The organism is Demequina sp. NBRC 110053 (genome assembly GCF_002090095.1).
Classification (GTDB): domain Bacteria; phylum Actinomycetota; class Actinomycetes; order Actinomycetales; family Demequinaceae; genus Demequina.
On sequence record NZ_BBRJ01000003.1, the window covers coordinates 201,344 to 219,355 of the forward strand.

18 protein-coding genes and 1 tRNA gene are annotated in these 18,012 nt (G+C 71.5%); 3 read left to right on the forward strand and 16 right to left on the reverse strand.

Features of this window, described 5'->3' with window-relative positions; all coding sequences use genetic code 11:
- Window positions 1-9: 9 nt before the first annotated feature.
- Window positions 10-363, reverse strand: a complete 354-nt coding sequence (locus tag B7K22_RS10070) for a hypothetical protein (protein ID WP_084040125.1) — start codon at window positions 361-363, stop codon at window positions 10-12.
- Window positions 364-405: 42 nt separating this feature from the next.
- On the opposite strand from B7K22_RS10070, the gene B7K22_RS10075 reads away from it, so the two are divergent.
- Window positions 406-660 (forward strand): DUF5703 family protein, encoded by a 255-nt coding sequence (locus B7K22_RS10075; RefSeq protein ID WP_234983457.1) that lies wholly within the window; start codon window positions 406-408, stop codon window positions 658-660.
- A 27-nt stretch (window positions 661-687) separates the two neighbouring features.
- On the opposite strand, the gene B7K22_RS10080 is transcribed toward B7K22_RS10075, so the two are convergent.
- From B7K22_RS10080 to glgA, 15 genes are all read right to left on the reverse strand, one after another.
- Window positions 688-1,989, reverse strand: coding sequence for a M20/M25/M40 family metallo-hydrolase (locus B7K22_RS10080; RefSeq protein WP_084040126.1), 1,302 nt, complete (start codon window positions 1,987-1,989; stop codon window positions 688-690).
- A 90-nt stretch (window positions 1,990-2,079) separates the two neighbouring features.
- Window positions 2,080-2,226, reverse strand: coding sequence for a GPGG-motif small membrane protein (locus tag B7K22_RS12250; RefSeq protein ID WP_200807428.1), 147 nt, complete (start codon window positions 2,224-2,226; stop codon window positions 2,080-2,082).
- Window positions 2,227-2,351: 125 nt separating this feature from the next.
- On the reverse strand, window positions 2,352-3,236 hold the full coding sequence (gene ligD, locus B7K22_RS10085; RefSeq protein ID WP_084040127.1) for a non-homologous end-joining DNA ligase: 885 nt from the start codon (window positions 3,234-3,236) through the stop codon (window positions 2,352-2,354).
- 84 nt (window positions 3,237-3,320) lie between these two features.
- Entirely contained in the window at window positions 3,321-3,707 is a 387-nt protein-coding gene (locus B7K22_RS10090; RefSeq protein WP_084040128.1) for an OsmC family protein, read from the reverse strand.
- A gap of 117 nt (window positions 3,708-3,824) precedes the next feature.
- Window positions 3,825-3,913, reverse strand: a tRNA-Leu gene (locus tag B7K22_RS10095).
- Between the two features lie 112 nt (window positions 3,914-4,025).
- Window positions 4,026-7,412: an error-prone DNA polymerase gene (locus B7K22_RS10100; RefSeq protein WP_200807429.1), complete on the reverse strand. Its 3,387-nt coding sequence runs from the start codon at window positions 7,410-7,412 to the stop codon at window positions 4,026-4,028.
- Window positions 7,405-9,129, reverse strand: a complete 1,725-nt coding sequence (locus B7K22_RS10105; RefSeq protein ID WP_084040130.1) for a hypothetical protein — start codon at window positions 9,127-9,129, stop codon at window positions 7,405-7,407. The genes B7K22_RS10100 and B7K22_RS10105 overlap by 8 nt, the downstream gene beginning before the upstream one ends.
- Window positions 9,126-9,830: a hypothetical protein gene (locus B7K22_RS10110; protein WP_084040131.1), complete on the reverse strand. Its 705-nt coding sequence runs from the start codon at window positions 9,828-9,830 to the stop codon at window positions 9,126-9,128. The genes B7K22_RS10105 and B7K22_RS10110 overlap by 4 nt, the downstream gene beginning before the upstream one ends.
- Before the next feature lie 102 nt (window positions 9,831-9,932).
- Window positions 9,933-10,730, reverse strand: a complete 798-nt coding sequence (locus tag B7K22_RS10115) for an RNA methyltransferase (RefSeq protein WP_084040132.1) — start codon at window positions 10,728-10,730, stop codon at window positions 9,933-9,935.
- Between the two features lie 164 nt (window positions 10,731-10,894).
- Window positions 10,895-11,971 carry an SPFH domain-containing protein gene (locus B7K22_RS10120; RefSeq protein ID WP_084040133.1) on the reverse strand — a complete coding sequence of 359 codons (1,077 nt, stop codon included), beginning with the start codon at window positions 11,969-11,971 and terminating at the stop codon, window positions 10,895-10,897.
- Between the two features lie 2 nt (window positions 11,972-11,973).
- Window positions 11,974-12,411 carry an NfeD family protein gene (locus tag B7K22_RS10125; RefSeq protein ID WP_084040134.1) on the reverse strand — a complete coding sequence of 146 codons (438 nt, stop codon included), beginning with the start codon at window positions 12,409-12,411 and terminating at the stop codon, window positions 11,974-11,976.
- Between the two features lie 159 nt (window positions 12,412-12,570).
- Complete coding sequence (locus tag B7K22_RS10130; RefSeq protein WP_084040486.1) at window positions 12,571-13,485, reverse strand: sulfite exporter TauE/SafE family protein; 915 nt, start codon at window positions 13,483-13,485, stop codon at window positions 12,571-12,573.
- Window positions 13,486-13,594: 109 nt separating this feature from the next.
- Entirely contained in the window at window positions 13,595-14,062 is a 468-nt protein-coding gene (locus B7K22_RS10135; RefSeq protein ID WP_084040135.1) for an Rrf2 family transcriptional regulator, read from the reverse strand.
- A 10-nt stretch (window positions 14,063-14,072) separates the two neighbouring features.
- Window positions 14,073-14,855 carry an ABC transporter ATP-binding protein gene (locus tag B7K22_RS10140; RefSeq protein ID WP_084040136.1) on the reverse strand — a complete coding sequence of 261 codons (783 nt, stop codon included), beginning with the start codon at window positions 14,853-14,855 and terminating at the stop codon, window positions 14,073-14,075.
- A gap of 10 nt (window positions 14,856-14,865) precedes the next feature.
- Window positions 14,866-16,068: a glycogen synthase gene (gene glgA, locus B7K22_RS10145; RefSeq protein WP_084040137.1), complete on the reverse strand. Its 1,203-nt coding sequence runs from the start codon at window positions 16,066-16,068 to the stop codon at window positions 14,866-14,868.
- 72 nt (window positions 16,069-16,140) lie between these two features.
- Here glgA and glgC point away from each other — a divergent pair, with 72 nt between their 5' ends.
- Together glgC and serB are read left to right on the forward strand one after the other, a co-directional pair.
- The gene (glgC, locus tag B7K22_RS10150) at window positions 16,141-17,382 is read left to right on the forward strand and encodes a glucose-1-phosphate adenylyltransferase (protein ID WP_084040487.1); all 1,242 of its coding nucleotides are present in this window, start codon (window positions 16,141-16,143) and stop codon (window positions 17,380-17,382) included.
- On the forward strand, window positions 17,379-18,011 hold the full coding sequence (gene serB, locus B7K22_RS10155; RefSeq protein WP_084040138.1) for a phosphoserine phosphatase SerB: 633 nt from the start codon (window positions 17,379-17,381) through the stop codon (window positions 18,009-18,011). The genes glgC and serB overlap by 4 nt, the downstream gene beginning before the upstream one ends.
- Window position 18,012: the final 1 nt, after the last annotated feature.

Genomic DNA, 18,012 nt, shown 5'->3' on the forward strand with positions numbered 1-18,012 from the left:
GGAGATCGCCTATCGCAGGTCGAAGTCCTCCAGGTCGTCGTCCATGTCGTCCTCGTCCTCCGCGGCGTGCGCGTCGAGGGGATCGTCCTGCGGGGCGTCGTCGTCCTCGTCGTCCTCGTCGTCGTCGTCGTCGTCTTCGTCTTCGTCTTCGTCGTCCTCGAAGTCGTCGTCGACGACGAGCGGCAGCGTCTCCGCATACTCGGTGTCGAGCGCGTCCTCGTACTGCTCGAACGCGGAGGCCACGGCGTCGTACGCATCGTCGACTGCCGCATCGGCCGGACTGCGGCGTGTGGAGACGGCATCGAGGTGCTCCTCGAGCGTCGCCACCAGTCGGCGGAGCGCCTCGTGCGCGTCAGTGCTCATGGTTATGAAGGTACCTGCGGATGCAGTTGAATGGGAGGGGTCATGAGAGAAATCGGCACGCACGCTTCGCACGTCATCTCGCCGTCGCGCGGGCGGTCGAGCGCGCCCAGCCGCTTCGAGTGGCGGGTGGTCGACATTCCTCGGGACGTGACGCGCTCCGAGGTCCATGCGATGGTCAACGAGCAGGTCGAGTACGGCCGCTGGGAGCTCAAGCGATCGCAGATCCTCGTGGGCGGCGCACGCCGGGTGTGGCTGCGCCGGCGAGTGATGCGCGTGGTGCGCACGGACGCCGCCTGATCGCTCCGCGACTGCGCCGCGACACCCTCAGCAGTCGGTGAGGAATCGCTCCAGCACGCGCACGCCAAAGTGCAGGCTGTCGACCGGGATGCGCTCGTCGATGCCGTGGAAGAGCGATGGGAAGTCCAGGTCGGGCGGCAGCTGCAGGGGTGCGAACCCGTAGCCGGTGATGCCGAGCGTCGCGAGGTGCTTGTTGTCGGTGCCGCCCATGAGCGAGTACGGCAGCACGGGCGCTCCGGGATCCTCCGCGCCGAGCGCCGCGATCATCCTGTCGACCAGCGGAGTGTCGAACGGCACCTCGAGGCTGCGCTCGGTGATGTACGGCTCGACCTTGACGTGCGTGCCGGCCAGCTCCTCGATGGTGCGCAGGACCTCTGCCTGCTGACCGTGCAGGAAGCGCGTGTCGACGAACCCGGTCGCGGTGTCCGGCACGACGTTGGTCTTGTAGCCGGCGTCCAGCATGGTGGGGTTCGACGTGTTGCGCACGGAGGCCTCGATCATGGGCGCCATCGCCCCCAGCCCGGAGACCAGGCGGTCGACAACCTCGGGGGTGGGCTCGTAGTCGATGCCCTCCAGCTCGGCGACGCCCCGCAGCAGGTGCTCGGCCGTCGGAGTGATGTCGAGGGGCCACGGGTGCGCGGCGATGCGGCTGAGGGCGTCCGCGAGGTGCGCGACCGCGTTGTCGCGGTGCACCAGCGAGCCGTGACCCTGCTTGCCGTGAGCGATCAGGCGCAGCCACTGGATGCCCTTCTCGGCCGTCTGGATGAGGTAGGCGCGCCGTCCGTTGATGGTCGCGGAGAAGCCGCCCACCTCGCTGATGGCCTCCGTCGCACCGCGGAAGTCGTCGGGATGGTTCTCGACCATCCACTTCGCACCGCGCGCTCCCCCGTGCTCCTCGTCCGCGAAGAAGGCGAGGACGATGTCGCGCGGCGGCTTCACGCCGGCGCCGATCATCTGCGCGACGGTCGCGAGGATCATCGCGTCCATGTTCTTCATGTCGACGGCGCCCCGGCCGTAGATCATCCCGTCGATGATCTCGGCTGCGAAGGGGTCGACGGACCAGTCCTCGGCGAAGGCCGGCACCACGTCGAGGTGGCCATGCACCACGAGCGCCTCGCGTTCGGGATCGGTGCCCTCCCAGCGGCACGTCACGGAGGCGCGTCCGGGCTCGGCCTCCCTGATCACGGGCTCGAGGCCGAGGTCTGACAGGAACGCCGCCACGTACTCGGCGGCCTCGCGCTCGCCGGGGCCCGGCTCGTCACCGTAGTTCGACGTGTCGATGCGGATGAGGTCCTGGCAGATCTGGACGACGTCGACGGGAGTGCTCATGTGATCAGGCTAACGGCCCTGGAACACGGCGACGCCCACCGGTCCGAGGGGAGACGGACGGGCGGGCGTCGAGGGCGCGTGCGCGCTCGGTCATGTGAAGATGCTCACGCCTCCGGGGCCGATCAGCAGTCCTACGACGATGAGGACGATGCCCCACAGGATGTCCTTCTGGATGAGGCGAACGATGCCGAGAATCACGAGGACGACGGCGATGATCCACAGAATGGTGCCGAGCATGACTAGCTCCCTTGCTGCTACGTGAGTGGTGCTTCGGTCATCCGCCACAACCGCGCATCGGCCCTGCGTATTCCGCCATCGTTACGGAACCGTCACCTTCGCGGCCCTCGTGTCGGACCGCCGAGTCACCCATCGAGGAGGGCCCGGAGAGGATCGTCGCCGCGCTCGCAGCGCTCGCGAGCCTCGGCGAGGGTGAGCTGCTCGAGGCTGTCATCCAGCTCGTCCCAGTGGCGTGGCACCGCCGCCGTGGCGCCTGGCCGGCCTCGCGGCGAGAACGGCGCGACGGTGGTCTTGGCGCCGTTGTTCTGGCTCCAGTCCACCAGCACGTGGCCGCGCCGCCGCTCCCTGCGCAGGTTCGCCGTCACCAGGTCGGCGCGATCGTCCTCGAGCCGGGAGGCGAGACGATGCGCGAGATCGTTGGCGCCGTCGACGTCGATGCTGCCGTTGAGCGGCGCATAGAGGTGGATGCCCTTGGATCCGCTCGTGACGGGCGCGCTCGGCAGGCCCTCGGCGTCGAGCAGGTCGCGCGCGAGCCGGGCCACGCGCACGCACTCGGCGAGGCCCGCGCCTTCCCCTGGGTCAAGGTCGAGCACCAGCCGGTCAGGCGGCTCATGACGGCCACCCGTCCGGAACCTCCATTGCGGCACGTGGAACTCGAGGGTGCCGCGTTGAGCGAACCACACCAGCGTGGCCGCATCGTCCAGGACCGGATAGCGGTTGGTGTGGTCCTCGTGCCGGATCGCATAGCTGCGGATCCACGACGGCGCGTCGTCCTCGAGGTTCTTGTGGAAGAAGGAGTCGCCGGGATCCTCCGCGGTGCCCACCCCCTTCATCCAACGCTTGCGCGTGGCGGGCCGGTCGCGCGTGTACCAGGTGAGGCACGGCGCGACGGCCTCGACGTAGTCGAGCACGTCGGCCTTCGTGACGCCCGTGTCGGGGTAGACCTCGCGATCGAGGCTGGTGAGACGGATGCGGTGCCCCTCGACCGTCCGGGTGGTGGTGGCGCTCATCCCCTCAGCGTGCGCGCTCGGAGCGCCGACCGCAATCGTGTGGCCGGCAGCGGAACGACCCTCGGGACTGAGGGCTGCCGGTGCTCAACGCGACACGCGGGTGACCGCGGCCCCTGCCCGGATCGCCTCGGGGACCTCGGCGACGGCGTCGACCCGGTCCAGCAGCGCGGCGAGATCGTGTCCTTGCGGTCCGTCGATGTCGACCACGTACGTGATGCCCGTCGACCGCGTGGGCGGTCCGTCGAAGTCGCCTCCCGCGCTCACGCGCACACCGGCGATCGCGATGCCGAGCGCCTGGGCCTCGCGGTGGACGTCATTGAGCACGCACCCGGCGACGGCGAGGCTCAGGAGGTGGCCGCCGGTGAACTCGGTCGTGACCGTCACCCCCGCGGAGGTCCAGCGATGCGGGAGCTTCACGGTCGCATCGTCGTCGCGCATGCTGCCGGAGGACACCACCGCCACGTAGTTCATCTCGGCTCCCTCGCGCTCGCCTTCGGCTCGCCCTTCAGGCTACGCCGGCGCCGCACGGAACGCCCGTGGAATGCAGCAGAGCCGGGAGTCTGTGACTCCCGGCTCTGCTGGTTGCTCTGGTGTCCGAGGGGGGACTTGAACCCCCACGCCCGATAAAGGGCACTAGCACCTCAAGCTAGCGCGTCTGCCATTTCCGCCACCCGGACGGGGTGATCTGAGAGGCTCTGGACCAGGTCCTGAGCGCCTCAGCGCGACGGCAATCGTAGCACGATTCGACAACGACTCTTCAACCGGCCGATGCGCGCGAGAGCGGTCATGTCAGCGGAAGTCGCGGCTCTTGGCGGGCACCTTGAGGCTCAGTGGCGACAGGTGCTCGGCGACCAGGTTGGTGGCGCCGTCGGCACGCTCGATGCGGCCGCGGATCACGAGCGCCGCGGACCGCCTCGCGACCGCCTGGAAGCGCCGCCACACGCCCACCGAGCAGACGACGTTGAGGAAGCCGGTCTCGTCCTCGAGCGAGATGAACGTCACTCCCCTGGCGGTGCCGGGGCGCTGCCGGTGGGTGACGACGCCCGCGACGGTGACGCGCCGCTCCGCCTCGTGCCCGAGCACCCCCGCCACGGTCAGCACACCCTGCGCGTCGAGGCCCTCGCGCACGAAGACCGTCGGATAGCTGTCCGCGGAGACCCCGGAGGCCCACACGTCCGCGACCGCCTCCTCGACGGCGCTCATGCCGGGAAGCATGGGCGCCTCGACGCCCGTCTCGACGCCCGAAAGAGTGTCCGGACCCTCGCGCGCGAGCGCTCCTGACGCCCACAGTCCCTCGCGCCTGGTCACGCCCAGCGATTCGAGCGCGCCCGCGGTGGCGAGCGCCTCCCACTGCGCGACGGTGAGGCCCTTCTCCGGCGCGAGACCTGACTGCCCCTTCACCCCTGCGGGGCGCACCCGCACGCGCCGAGCCATGTCCGTGAGCGAGGCGAACGGCCCATCGGCGCGTGCGTCCACGATGGCCTGCGCCGCCTCGACCCCCAGCCCCCGCACGGCGGCCAGCCCCATCCGCACCGCGAGGGTGCGATCCACCTGGACCAACCCCGCCATGTCCGGGCGCGTCTCCTCTGGCACCTCGAACGGCTGGTCGAGACGCTCGACCGTGGCGAGCGCCTCCGAGCGTGCCACGCACGGCCGCAGCACCACCTGCCCGTGGCGGCGCGCATCGGCGGCGAGCGACTGCGGGCTGTAGAAGCCCATGGGCTGCGCGGCCAGCAGCCCCGCATAGAAGGCGGCCGGCCTGTTGACCTTGAGCCAGCCCGAGGCGTACACGAGGTACGCGAAGGAGAACGAGTGGGACTCGGGGAACCCGAAGTCGCTGAAGGCCTTGAGCTTGTCGAAGATCTGCTCGGCGACCTCGGCGGTGATGCCGCGCTCGTTGGCGCCCACCATGAAGCGCGCCCGCAGCGCCTCCATGCGCTCCGGTGATCGCTTCGAGCCCATCGCGCGGCGCAGCTGATCCGCGAGCGAGCCGTCGAAGCCTGCGCAGTCCATCGCCATCTGCATGAGCTGCTCCTGGAACAGCGGCACGCCCAGGGTCTTGCCCAGCGACCTCTCGAGCAGCGGATGCAGGTAGGTGACCTCCTCCCTGCCGCGCGCGCGGTTGATGTACGGATGCACGGAGCCGCCCTGGATGGGGCCGGGCCGGATGAGCGCGACCTCGATGACGATGTCGTAGAAGCGGCGGGGCCTCAGGCGCGGCAGCGTCGCCATCTGCGCGCGCGACTCCACCTGGAACAGCCCCACGGTGTCCGCGGCGCACAGCAGGTCATAGACCGCGGGATCCTCCTGTGGGAGGGCATGCAGTCCCAGCTCCGTCCCCTCGGTGTCGTGAATGTAGCCGAACGCGTACTTGAGAGCGGACAGCATCCCCAGCCCGAGCAGGTCGAACTTCACGAGTCCCGCATCGGCGCAGTCATCCTTGTCCCACTGCAGCACGGTGCGGCCGGGCATGCGGGCCCACTCCACGGGGCACACGTCGATGACGGGCCGGTCGCACAGCACCATGCCGCCGGGGTGGATGCCCAGGTGACGCGGCAGGCGCATGAAGCGGTCGGCGAGGTCCAGCACGGGCTCGGGGATGTGCTCGAGGTCCTGCGTGGGCGGCGGCTCCGGCCACATCGCGTCGCGCTGCTGCGCGGCCCACTCCTCCTGCTTCTCCTGTGGCACGCGCAGCGATCCCCAGCGGTCGATGCTCTTGGACCACGCGTCCTGCTGGCCCACGTCGTAGCCCAGCGCCTTGGCGGCGTCCCGCACCGCGGAGCGCGGCCGGTACTGGATGACGTTGGCGACCATCGCGGCGTTGATGCGCCCGAAGCGCTGGAACACGTACTGGATGACCTCCTCGCGGCGGTCGGACTCGATGTCCACGTCGATGTCCGGCGGACCGTCACGCTCGGGCGCGAGGAAGCGCTCGAACAGCAGCCCGTGGGTGACGGCGTCGACGGCGGTCACGCCCAGCGCGAAGCAGACGGCTGAGTTCGCGGCGGACCCGCGTCCCTGGCACAGGATGTCCTGATCGCGACAGAAGCTCACGATGTCGTGGACGATGAGGAAGTAGCCGGGGAAGTCCAGCGCCTCGATGACGTTCAGCTCATGCTCGAGCTGCTTCCACGCGCCCGGCACCCTCTCATCGTGCGGGGGGCCGTAGCGCGCGTAGGCACCACGCTTCACGAGCTCGCGCAGCCAGGACGCCTCGGTGTGCCCCTCTGGCACGGGGTACGGCGGCAGGTTGGGGGCGACGAGCTGCAGGTCGAAGGCGCACTCGGCGGCGATGCGCGCCGTCTCGACGACAGCGTGGGGGTGGCGTCGGTGACGGAGCGCCATCTCCGCGGGAGAGCGCAGGTGGTTGCCCGCGCCGCCGGGGAGCCAGCCGTCCATGTCGTCCAGCGACGAGCGGGCGCGCACGGCGGCGAGCGCGCCAGCGAGCTCGGCGTCGCGCGGGGTCGCGTAGTGGGCCCCCGTGGTCGCGACCAGCGGCAGGGACGCGTCGAAGGCGAGGTCGGCCAACGCGTCGTTGCGCTCGGAGTCGAACGGATCGCCGCTGTCCGAGATCTCGACCGCGACGCTGTCGCGTCCGAAGATCCCCACCAGCCGGTCCAGCTCGCGGCGCGCGGCGCTGTAGCCCAGCGCCGTCACCGCGCCTGACAGCGCGCGGGCGCCCGGCACGCCGACCCCGGCGAGCGCCCGACGCACCGACCCCTTGCGGCAGCCGGTGAGCACCTGGAAGTGGCCGTCGCCTGCGGCGGCGAGGTCCTCGAGGGTGTAGCGCGCGAGGCCCTTCTCCCCCGTGGCGAGGTGCGCCATGCCGATGGCGTGGGACAGTCGGGCGTACCCTTCGGTGCCGCGCGCGAGCACCAGCAGGTGGCTGCCGCGCGGGTCGGGGACGCCCGTGGGCGGGTCGAGCACCGGAGGTCCTCCCGGCGTCTCGGGGGCGCCCAGGTGGAGCTCAGCGCCGAACACGGCGGGCAGGTCGATCGCGCGCGCCGCGTTCGCGAAGCGCACCGCCCCGTAGAGCCCGTCGTGGTCGGTGATGGCGAGCGCGGACAGCCCCAGCCGCCCGGCCTCAGCCGCCATCTCCTCCGGGTGGCTCGCGCCGTCGAGGAAGCTGAAGGCGCTGTGGGCGTGCAGCTCCGCGTAGACGGGCCGCTCAGTCATAGATGGCCTCGAGCACCCAGCGCCCGCCGGTGAAGGAGGCCAGCAGCGCGTGCCCTGGAGAGCCATCGGGGCGACGCAGCGCGACCTGCAGGCTCGCTCGCCGCGACGCGTCCTCCGACCACCAGCGCTCGACAGCGGGCCACGGTCCCGCCCATGCCTCGACGGGCTGAGGCAGACCCCAGGCGGGGCCGTCGTCGCGGCGGCCCACACCCCCCGATGACGGGTGGCGGCGCGCTGCGGCGGCGCGCTCGTCCTGGGGGTCGGCCTGCAGACGGACCCAGGTGGGCGGCGCGCTCATGCGCAGGCGGCGGTCGATGACCACGGGCGCCCCTCCCGCGTCGAGCACCTCCATGGGCTCCGGCACGGGCAGCACGGTCGCGGGAGCGGGGTCGGGGATCTGCCCCGGCCAGGGATGCTCGATGCGCCGGGACGGCGTGCTCTCCTGGCCCCACGGCAGGGTGAGCACCCTGTCTCGGGGCGACCGGCCGCCCTGCTCGCGCACGGCGAGCACCGCATCGGCTCCCAGCAGGGACTGCACCCGCTCGAGGGTGCGCTGGGCGCGCGAGTCCGCGCCCGAGACCCCTCCCCACAGGTAGGCCTGCTCCGAGCCCAGCGGCACCACGTCCTCCGCGGTCAGCTCAAGCGAGGTCAGCGGCGCCCGCTCGGGGCCGGCGGCGGTGCCCGACAGCCAGCCCTCGAGCTGCCAGCGCACCCGGTCCGTCATGTGCCGGGCGAAGGCACCCGCGCGGGACCCCACGTCCGTGCGCCACACTCGCTCGAGGGTGTCGCCCCGCTCGGTGGTCGCGGCGATCCGCACTCGCCCGCACCGCACGCCTGCCTCGAGCAGCGCGGCGTCCAGCAGTCCGGCGACGTGGGCTGCCACGAGCGCGAGCTGCTCGACGCGCTCGGCAGGCTCCTCGAAGGCGTAGCCCACCGCGACGTCCTCCTCGGAGCGGCGCAGCACGGGCGGGCGGACGTCCTCGCCGCGGCTCACCCGGTGCGCCCACCGCCCCACGGGGCCGAACCTCGCGAGCACGTCCCCCGCTGGCAGCGCGGTGTAGTCCGCGAGGGTGTGCAGGCCCAGCCGGGTCAGCACGCTCACGAGGTCCTCGACCTGCTCGCGCTGGCGGCGCTCCATCGCGGCCAGCGGCAGCACGTCCACGGGCGCATCCGCAAGGAACGCGGCAGACTCCCCCGGCGGCACGAGCGCGGAGCTGCGCGCCGCGAGCACCGCCGCGAGCAGCCCGTCCGCCATGCCCACCGAGGACTCGCAGCCCGCCAGCTCCGCGACGGCGGTGACCAGCGCCTCCGCGAGCGCCTCCTCCGAGCCATGGAAGCGCGCGGCGCCGTCCGCGGGGATCATCAGCAGCCCCGGCCGGGACACCTCGACGCCCGAGACGACGTCCTCGGCTGCGGCGGCCACGGCCTCGAAGGTGCGCGCGTCCCGCCCCTCGTCGTGCGCGAGGATCGCGATGTCGGGGCACGCGCGCTGGGCGAGCCGGCGACGCATGCCGCGCCTGACTCCGGCCGCCCGCGCCGCCGCCGACACCGCCACCAGGCCACGCCCGTGCAGGACGGCCGCGGGCGCATCGGCCCGCACGTGCGCCTCCGTCATGGCCGCGACCACCGGCCAGTCCGGCACCCACAGCACGGCGCGACGCGTGGTCGCGACGGGCCCTTGCCCGTGCGCGCTGCGAGCGGGTGCGATCTCGCTCATGCGACCTCCTCGTCCACGTCCACGCGGGCGCCGGGACGGCTCCACCGCAGCCCGGGATCGACGTCGAGCAGCACGCGCACTCGCCGGGACCCGCCCTGGCGTCGCCCGGACACGGCGACCGTCAGCTCCCGCTCGCGCAGCCGCCCGTCGCCCGCCCCCAGGCCGCTCCAGACCGAGCGCTCGACGTCGAGCCGCACGTGCGCGCCGGTCCACTCGCCGGCGGCGATGATCACCCCGCCGCGCTCCCGCGCACGGGAGGCCAGGCGGCGGCGGTCAGCCTCGGACAGCGCGAGACGCTCGCCCAGCAGCACCACGTCCATGCCGTCGACGCACGCGCCCGCCGCCTCGGCGGCCTGCGCCCCTGGATGCGGGATGAGCGCGAGCCTGGACAGGTCGATGCCCCGCCTCGCCGCCGCCACGACCCCGACCGTGGGCATGCCGATCGCCGCCGTCCACGACCCCTCCCTGGACGCCTGCGCGGCGAGCGCGAGCATGAGGGACGTCGCCCCCGTCACCGCCACCACCTGGCCGCGCCGCAGCCCCTCCGGCAGCAGGCTCGCGAGGTGCTGGTCGAGTGGCAGCACCGGCCGCTCGCCCGCGTGGGCATCGACGCCGATGCGCGCCTGGACCCCCGCGAGCGCCGCCCGGGCGCGGCTCAGCCGCTCCGCCTGGGAGGCGCCGGGGGTCGTCTCGGTGGTCACATCTCTCCGTCAGTCATCGCGGTCGGTGCGAGACACGTCTCGCGTTCGAACATATGTTCGATTATGACCCCGAGGTCTGACATCGGGCAACACCGGAGGGCGTCAGTCGCGCACGCGCAGCTCCCACATCGCGACGGCCGATGCGGCGGCGACGTTCAGCGAGTCGACTCCCCGCGCCATCGGGATCACGACAGCCGTGTCCACGTGCGCGAGCGCCTGCCTGGTGAGCCCATCGCCCTCCGCCCCCATGACGATGGCGACCCGCTCGCCAACCGTCGCGGCGAACTCGTCCAGCGCCACCGCATCGGCCGTCAGCGCGAGCCCGCCCACGGAGAAGCCCAGATCGCGCAGCTCGTCCAGCGCCCCTGGCCAGGACTCCGCGCGCGTCCACGGCACCTGGAACACGGTGCCCATCGACACCTTGACGCTGCGCCGGTACAGCGGGTCGGCGCAGGTGGGGGCCACCACGATCGCGTCCGCGCCCAGCCCCGCAGCAGAGCGGAAGATCGCGCCCACGTTGGTGTGGTCGACGATGGACTCGAGCACGACCACCCGGCGAGCGTCGCGGACCAGATCCGCGAGGGCCGGGAGCACCGGTCGCTCCATCGCGGCGAGCGCGCCGCGGTGCACCTGGTAGCCAGTGACGGCCTCGAGGACCTCCTCCGGTGCGACGTAGACCGGCACCGCAGCCGGGACCGTCACCGAGTCGACCCATCGCTCGCTCAGCAGCACGGACCGCGGCTCGTGCCCCGCCGCGAGCGCGCGCTCGATCACCTTCGCGCCCTCCGCCATGTACAGCCCGCGCTCGGGCTCGAGGCGCCGGCGCAGGGCCACGTCGGTGAGACCGCGGTAGTCCTCGAGGCGAGGGTCGGCGGCGTCGGCGACGGGGATCAGCGGCATGGGGACATCTTCGCAGGGGGTGACGGGCGCGATTCTCCTCACAGGATCCGCCAACCTGCCAGAACCGACAGCGACTTCCTCATGGGGCGCCACGTCCGGGAGCGGTGGGGCGGGGAGCGCGACGGCCCCGCCGCTTGCGCGACGGGGCCGTACGGTGGTGCCGGCTACTGCTGGCCCTTCTCCTTGTTCGGGTCGAACGGAGCGCCCGAGCGCGTGCCGGCGTCGGTGGCGTCAGACGTCGCGTCCTCGACCTCCTGCTTGGCCAGGCGCAGCGCCTCGGCGGGGTCGGTCAGCGCGGACGTGATGCGCGACTTGCGGCCGGTGCCGCGCTCAGGGTCGCGCTCGAGCGGCTCGCCGCCCTCCTCCATGCCGAATGCGGCCGAGATCGACTTGAGCGCGCCCGTGAACTCGGTGGGCACGAACCACACCTTGTTGGACTCGTTCTTCGCGATCTCGGGCAGCATCTGCAGGTACTGGTACGCGAGCAGCTTCGAGTCGGCGTCGCCCTCGTGGATGGCGTCGAACACCTGGAGGATCGCGCGCGCCTCACCCTCGGCGGTGAGGATCGCGGCCTGCGCGTCACCCTCCGCCTTGAGGATTGCGGACTGCTTCTGGCCCTCGGCCTCGAGGATCTGCGACTGCTTCACGCCCTCGGCCGTGAGGATCGCGGCGCGACGGTCACGCTCGGCGCGCATCTGCTTCTCCATGGAGTCCTTCACGGACACGGGCGGGTCGATGGCCTTCAGCTCGACGCGGCCCACGCGGATGCCCCACTTGCCGGTCGCCTCGTCGAGGACGGTGCGCAGCTGACCGTTGATCTGGTCACGGCTGGTGAGCGTCTGCTCGAGGTCCATCGTTCCGATGACGTTACGGATGGTGGTGACCGTGAGCTGCTGCATGCCGACGATGTAGTTGGCGATCTCGTAGACCGCGGCGCGAGCATCGGTGACCTGGAAGTAGATGACGGTGTCGATCTCGACGACGAGGTTGTCCGACGTGATCACCGACTGCGGTGGGAAGGACACGACCTGCTCGCGCATGTCGACCCTCTGGCGGACCTTGTCGATGAACGGGACCAGCAGGTGCATGCCGGCCTGCATGGTGCGCGAGTACCGGCCCAGGCGCTCGACCACGCGGGTCTCCGCCTGCGGCACGATCTGGATGGCTCGGGCGATCGCCGTGATGACGAAGATCGCCAGGATGATGGCTGCGACGGCGATCGCGATCTGGACGGGATCCATGATCAGTCCTCCTTCTCGGGCTCGACGATGGCCGTCGCGCCTCGGATCTCGAGCACCGTGACCTCGGTGCCCTCTTCGATGGCGGGGGCGTCGTCACGCGTCCTCGCGGACCACACCTCGCCGTTGAGCTTCACGCGGCCCGCGATCTCCGACACGGGGTCGAGCGTGCGGGCGACGGCTCCCACGAGCGCGGCGGTGTTGGTCTCGATGACCTCGCCCTTCGCGCGGATCGACTTCAGCAGCCACGGCCGCAGCGTGAACAGCAGCAGTGCGGCGACGGCACACGCGATGATCACGCACACCCACCACGGCAGTCCCAGCAGTGCGGCGACGCCGCCTGCGATGGCGCCGCCGGCGAGCATCGCGAACGTCAGATCGAGAGTGAACACTTCGACGATGCCGAGGGCCATCGCACCGACGAACCACCATAGGGAATCCATGATTCACCTCCTGTCAGGCAACCTAACAGGGACGACGACCGCGCGGCATCGTCCGCGCGGATGACCACGGGCGCGGCCATCGTCCTCGCGGACCGCCCGCGTCCCTGGCCGCTGTCGCTGAGCGCCGATGCGGGTGCTGAGCGGCGGCCGGCTGTCGCCTCAGTCGGCGGCGACGGGCGCGGTTCCGGGCGCCGCGGCAGCGGTCGCGCGCGCGTCAGCCCGATGCGCGCGCCACGACCACGCGATCGCGCCGACCCACAGCGCCACGATCGCGACGTACACCGCGGTGGCGGCCGCGCCGCTCACCGGGAGGTACTCGGCTCGGACGAGCGATCGCGTGTTCGTCAGGATGATGAGCCCACCGACCGCGGCGCCCAGCAGCCGCGGCGGGATCACGCGCACGAGCCACGCCGCGATGGGTGCGGCGACGAGGCCGCCAGCGAGGAGCGCGAGCACCCAGCCGGCGTCGATGCCGGCCGTGCCGATCCCGATCAGGAAGCCCAGCGAGGCGGCCAGCGCCACCAGGAACTCGGACGTGTCGATCGAGCCGATGACCTTGCGCGGCTCCATGCGTCCCGAGGCGAGGAGGGCGGGCGTGCCGACGGGTCCCCACCCGCCGCCGCCCGTGGCGTCCACGAAGCCGGCGACGAGCCCGAGCGGCGCCAGGAACCGCTTGCCGAGCGGCCGGCGGTCGGGCGCGTGCCGCACCCCCCAGATGGTGAATCGCAGCAGGACGTAGACGCCCAGCGCGAGCAGGATCGCGGCCATCACGGGCGCGGCGACCTCCGTGGACAGGTTCGACAGCACCGTGGCGCCCAGGAAGGCTCCTGCCGCTCCGGGGATGCCCACGCGCCTCACCACGCGCCAGTCGACGTTGCCGAGCTTCCAATGCGCTGCGCCGCTCGCGAGGGTGGTGCCGACCTCGGCGAGGTGCACGGTGGCCGATGCGGCTGCCGGGGCGATGCCCGCCGCCAGGAGGAGGGTGGTGGACGTGACGCCGTACGCCATGCCGAGTGAGCCATCGACGAGCTGGGCGCCGAAGCCGATGAGGGCGAGGACGATGAGAGAGCGCACGGCCACCTCCGAGGAGCGTCGGCGCGTCGGCGCCGGCGGCGAGGTCGACGCCGCACGACGCACATTACCTACTTACTCAGTAGGAATCAATACCTATCTTTTCGATAGGTTATTCGGGTGGGTTCTCCCACACCTCGGGATCGTCGACGATCGCCGTGACGGAGTCCGGCAGCGCCCCCGTCGCGACCTGGGCGATGCTCACCCCCTCGAGGGCCTCCCTCACCCGTGCGCGCAGGGCGACCCAGACGGCCAGCAGCGGCTGAGCCGTGCCGTCGTAGTTCAGATCGGAGGGCCGCTCCCCGCGCACGAACACCAGCGGTCCGTCGACGGCGCGCACCACGTCGGCGACGGAGATCTCGTGGGCGTCGCGGGCGAGGCGGTAGCCGCCGCCCGCGCCGCGCTGCCCGACGACCAGTCCCGCCTCGCGAAGGTCGACGAGGATGCCCTCGAGGAACTTGCGGGAGATGCCCTGCGCCTGGGAGATCGCCTCCGTGGTGCGCGCGTGGCCGTCCGCGCCGGCAGCGGCGAGCTCGGTCGCGGCGCGCACCGCGTAGTCGGCGCGCGCGGAGATCCTCACGGCCCTGGACTCAGCCCTTGCGCGCGGTCCAGCGACCGCCGACGGCGTGCAGCTCGACCGGCATGCCGTACGTCTCGGTGAGCAGCGCGGAGGTGATGGTGTCGCGGACCGGGCCTGCCGCCACGACCTCGCCCTCGCGCAGCAGCAGCGCGTGCGTGAACCCCTGCGGGATCTCCTCGACGTGGTGGGTGACCATCACGATCGCCGGCGAGCGGCGGTCGCCTGCCAGCTCCGTCAGCGCCGCGAGCAGCTCCTCGCGACCTCCGAGGTCGAGCCCTGCGGCGGGCTCGTCGAGGATCAGGAGCTCCGGGTCCGTCATGAGCGCACGGCCGATCTGGACGCGCTTGCGCTCGCCCTCCGACAGGGTCCAGAACTCCCGGTCCGCGAACTCACCCATCCCGAATGCCTCGAGCAGCGCCCGTGCGCGGTCCTGATCGACGTCGTCGTACTCCTCGCGCCAGCGGCCCGTGACGCCGTGCGCGGCGGTCATGACGACGTCGAGGACGGACTCGTCGTCGGGGATGCGATCCGCGAGCGCGGCGCTCGACAGGCCCACCCTGGTGCGCAGCTCCTGCGTGTCGGTGTGGCCGAGCGTCTCGCCGAGGATGACGGCGGTCCCTTCCGAGGGGTGCATGCGCGCGGACGCGATCGTGATGAGGGAGGTCTTTCCCGCTCCGTTGGGTCCGAGGATCACCCAGCGGTCGCTGTCCTGCACGTTCCAGTCGATCTCCGACAGGATCGCATTGCCGTTCCGGCGCAGACTCACGCCTTCGAGTCGCAGCACCTCAGTCATGGCTCCGAGCCTATCCGACCAGCGCGCGGTACAACTGCAGGGTCCGCTCCCCAATCGTCTCCCAGGAGAAGTGCTCGGCTGCCCGCTCGCGGCCCGCCTCACCCATCCGTGCGGCGCGCTCCTGGTCGGACACCATGTCGGTCAGCGCGGCCGCCAGATCCGCGACGAAGGCGTCGGGATCCGTGGGCGTTCCGGTGCCGTCCTGGACCTGGTCGATGGGCACGAGCAGGCCCGTCTCGCCGTCGACGACCACCTCGGGGATGCCTCCCGTCGCCGTCGCCACCACCGGCAGTCCCACGGCCATGGCCTCGAGGTTCACGATGCCGAGCGGCTCGTAGACGCTCGGGCACACGAACGCCGTGCACGCATCGAGCACCGCGACCAGCTCCGGACGCGGCAGGTGCTCCTCGATCCAGATCACGCCGTCGCGACGCTCCTGCAGGCTCTTGACGAGCCCGGAGACCTCGGCGGCGATCTCCTTGGTGTCGGGCGCCCCGGCGCACAGCACGACCTGCACGTCCGCGGGGAGGTCCTCGACAGCGCGCAGGAAGTGCGGCAGCCCCTTCTGGCGCGTGATGCGCCCCACGAAGACCAGCGCCGGACGCGACCGGTCGATGCCATAGCGCTCGACCACCGCATCGGCGCTCTCCCGCTCCTCATCCGTCGACGGCGCGGCCCAGGCGTCGACGTCGATGCCGTTGTGGATGACGCCCACCTTGGCGGGGTCGATGGTCGGGTATGACCGCAGGATGTCCGCGCGCATCCCGCCGCTCACCGCGATGATCGCGTCCGCCCCCTCGTAGGCGGCCTGCTCGATCCACGACGAGACCCTGTACCCGCCGCCCAGCTGCTCGGCCTTCCAGGGGCGCAGGGGCTCGAGCGAGTGCGCGCTCAGCACGTGAGGGATGCCGTGGAGCCGGCTGGCGAGGTGGCCGGCCATGTTCGCGTACCAGGTGTGGGAGTGCACCAGGTCGGCGCCCTCGCAGTCCTTGGCCATCGGCAGGTTGTGGGCCAGCACGTCGAGCGAGGACTCACCCACGCCGCCGCCGAGCGGGTCGTACCCGATCACGCCGGGCTCGTCGCGCGGCCCGTCGAAGGCGCGCACCTGCACGTCGATCTCGCGCCGCAGCACGGCGGCCAGCTCGGTGACGTGGACGCCGGCGCCGCCGTACACGTTCGGAGGGAACTCGCGGGTGAGGATGTCTGCACGCATGACTCCACGGTAGTGGCCGCGCTCGGGCGATGCGTCCTGACACACCTGGGATACGCGGCCTATGCTGGTCGCATGCCAGCGCCCAAAGTCCTCGCCATCGTCCTCGCCGGAGGTGAGGGCAAGCGCCTGATGCCCCTCACCGCCGCCCGCGCCAAGCCCGCCGTCCCGTTCGGCGGCACCTACCGGCTCGTGGACTTCGCGTTGTCGAACCTCGTCAACTCGCGCTACCTGCACATCGTGGTGCTCACGCAGTACAAGTCGCATTCGATGGACCGCCACATCGCGCGGACCTGGCGCATGTCGCCCCTGCTCGGCAACTACGTCGCGCCCGTCCCCGCGCAGCAGCGCCGGGGCAAGCACTGGTACCTGGGCAGCGCGGATGCGATCTACCAGACCGTCAACATCATCGAGGACGAGAGCCCCGACATCGTCGTGATCGTGGGCGCGGACCACGTGTACCGCATGGACTTCTCGCAGATGGTCGACAAGCACATCGAGACCGGCGCGGAGTTCTCCGTCGCCGGCATCCGCCAGCCCATCGGCCTCGCCGACCAGTTCGGCGTGATCGACGTGGACAAGGACAACCCCGGCATGATCAAGGCCTTCCTCGAGAAGCCCAAGGACCCGGAGGGCCTGCCGGACTCGCCCAGCGAGGTGCTCGCGTCGATGGGCAACTACGTCGCGTCCGTCGAGCCGCTGCTCGAGGCGCTCAAGGCGGACGCGGAGAACGAGTCCTCCAAGCACGACATGGGCGGCGACATCGTCCCGTACTTCGTCGACAAGGGCACGTGCGGCTTCTACGACTTCGTGGAGAACGACGTCCCCGGCTCGACCGACAGGGATCGCGACTACTGGCGCGACGTGGGGACCATCGACTCCTACTACGAGGCCCACCTGGACCTCATCGCCGTGCAGCCGGTGTTCAACGTCTACAACCACGAGTGGCCGCTGCACCAGGGCCTCATCACTGAGCCTCCCGCGAAGTTCATCCACTCCGAGGAGGGCCGCCTCGGCCACGCGGCGGACTCGATCGTGTCGCCGGGCGTGATCGTCTCGGGCGCGACCGTCACGGGCTCCGTGCTGTCCCCGGGTGTGCGCTTGCACTCGTGGTCGACCGTGTCCGACTCCGTGCTGCTGGACCACGTGATCGTCAACCGTCATGCCCAGGTGCACCGCGCGATCCTCGACAAGAACGTCGTGGTCGAGGAGGGCGCGCGCATCGGCATCGATCGTCAGTCCGACATCGAGCGCGGCTACACCGTGACGGAGTCCGGCATCACCGTCGTGCCCAAGGGCACCATCGTCACCGCATGAGCGGACGGCTCATCGTCCTCGACGTGGACTCCACCCTCATCACGTCCGAGGTCATCGAGATGATCGCCGCGCGCGCAGGCACCGAGGAGCAGGTCGCGGCCGTCACGGAGGCCGCGATGCGCGGCTCGATCGACTTCGCCGAGTCCCTGCGTCAGCGGGTCGCGACGCTCGCGGGCGTTCCCGACACCGTGTTCGCGGACGTCCTGGACGAGGTGCGCTTCACGACCGGGGCGGAAGAGCTGATCGGCACCCTGCAGGCCGAGGGATGGACCGCCGCGCTGGTGTCCGGCGGATTCGCCGAGGTGGTCGAGCCGCTCGCCGGGCGACTGGGCATCACCCGCTTCCGCGCGAACCGGCTCGAAGTGGCCGACGGGCAGCTCACGGGCCGCACGACGGGACCCGTCATCGATCGCGCCGCCAAGGCGACGGCGCTGCGCGAGTACTGCGACGAGCTGGGCATCCACACGGCCGATGCGGTGGCCGTGGGCGACGGCGCCAACGACCTGGACATGCTCGCGGCTGCGGGGCTGGGCGTCGCGTTCAATGCGAAGGCCATCGTGCAGGCTCAGGCGGACGTGGCGGTGAACTCCCCGTCCCTCGCGGACGTGCTCGACGTCATCGAGCGCTGAG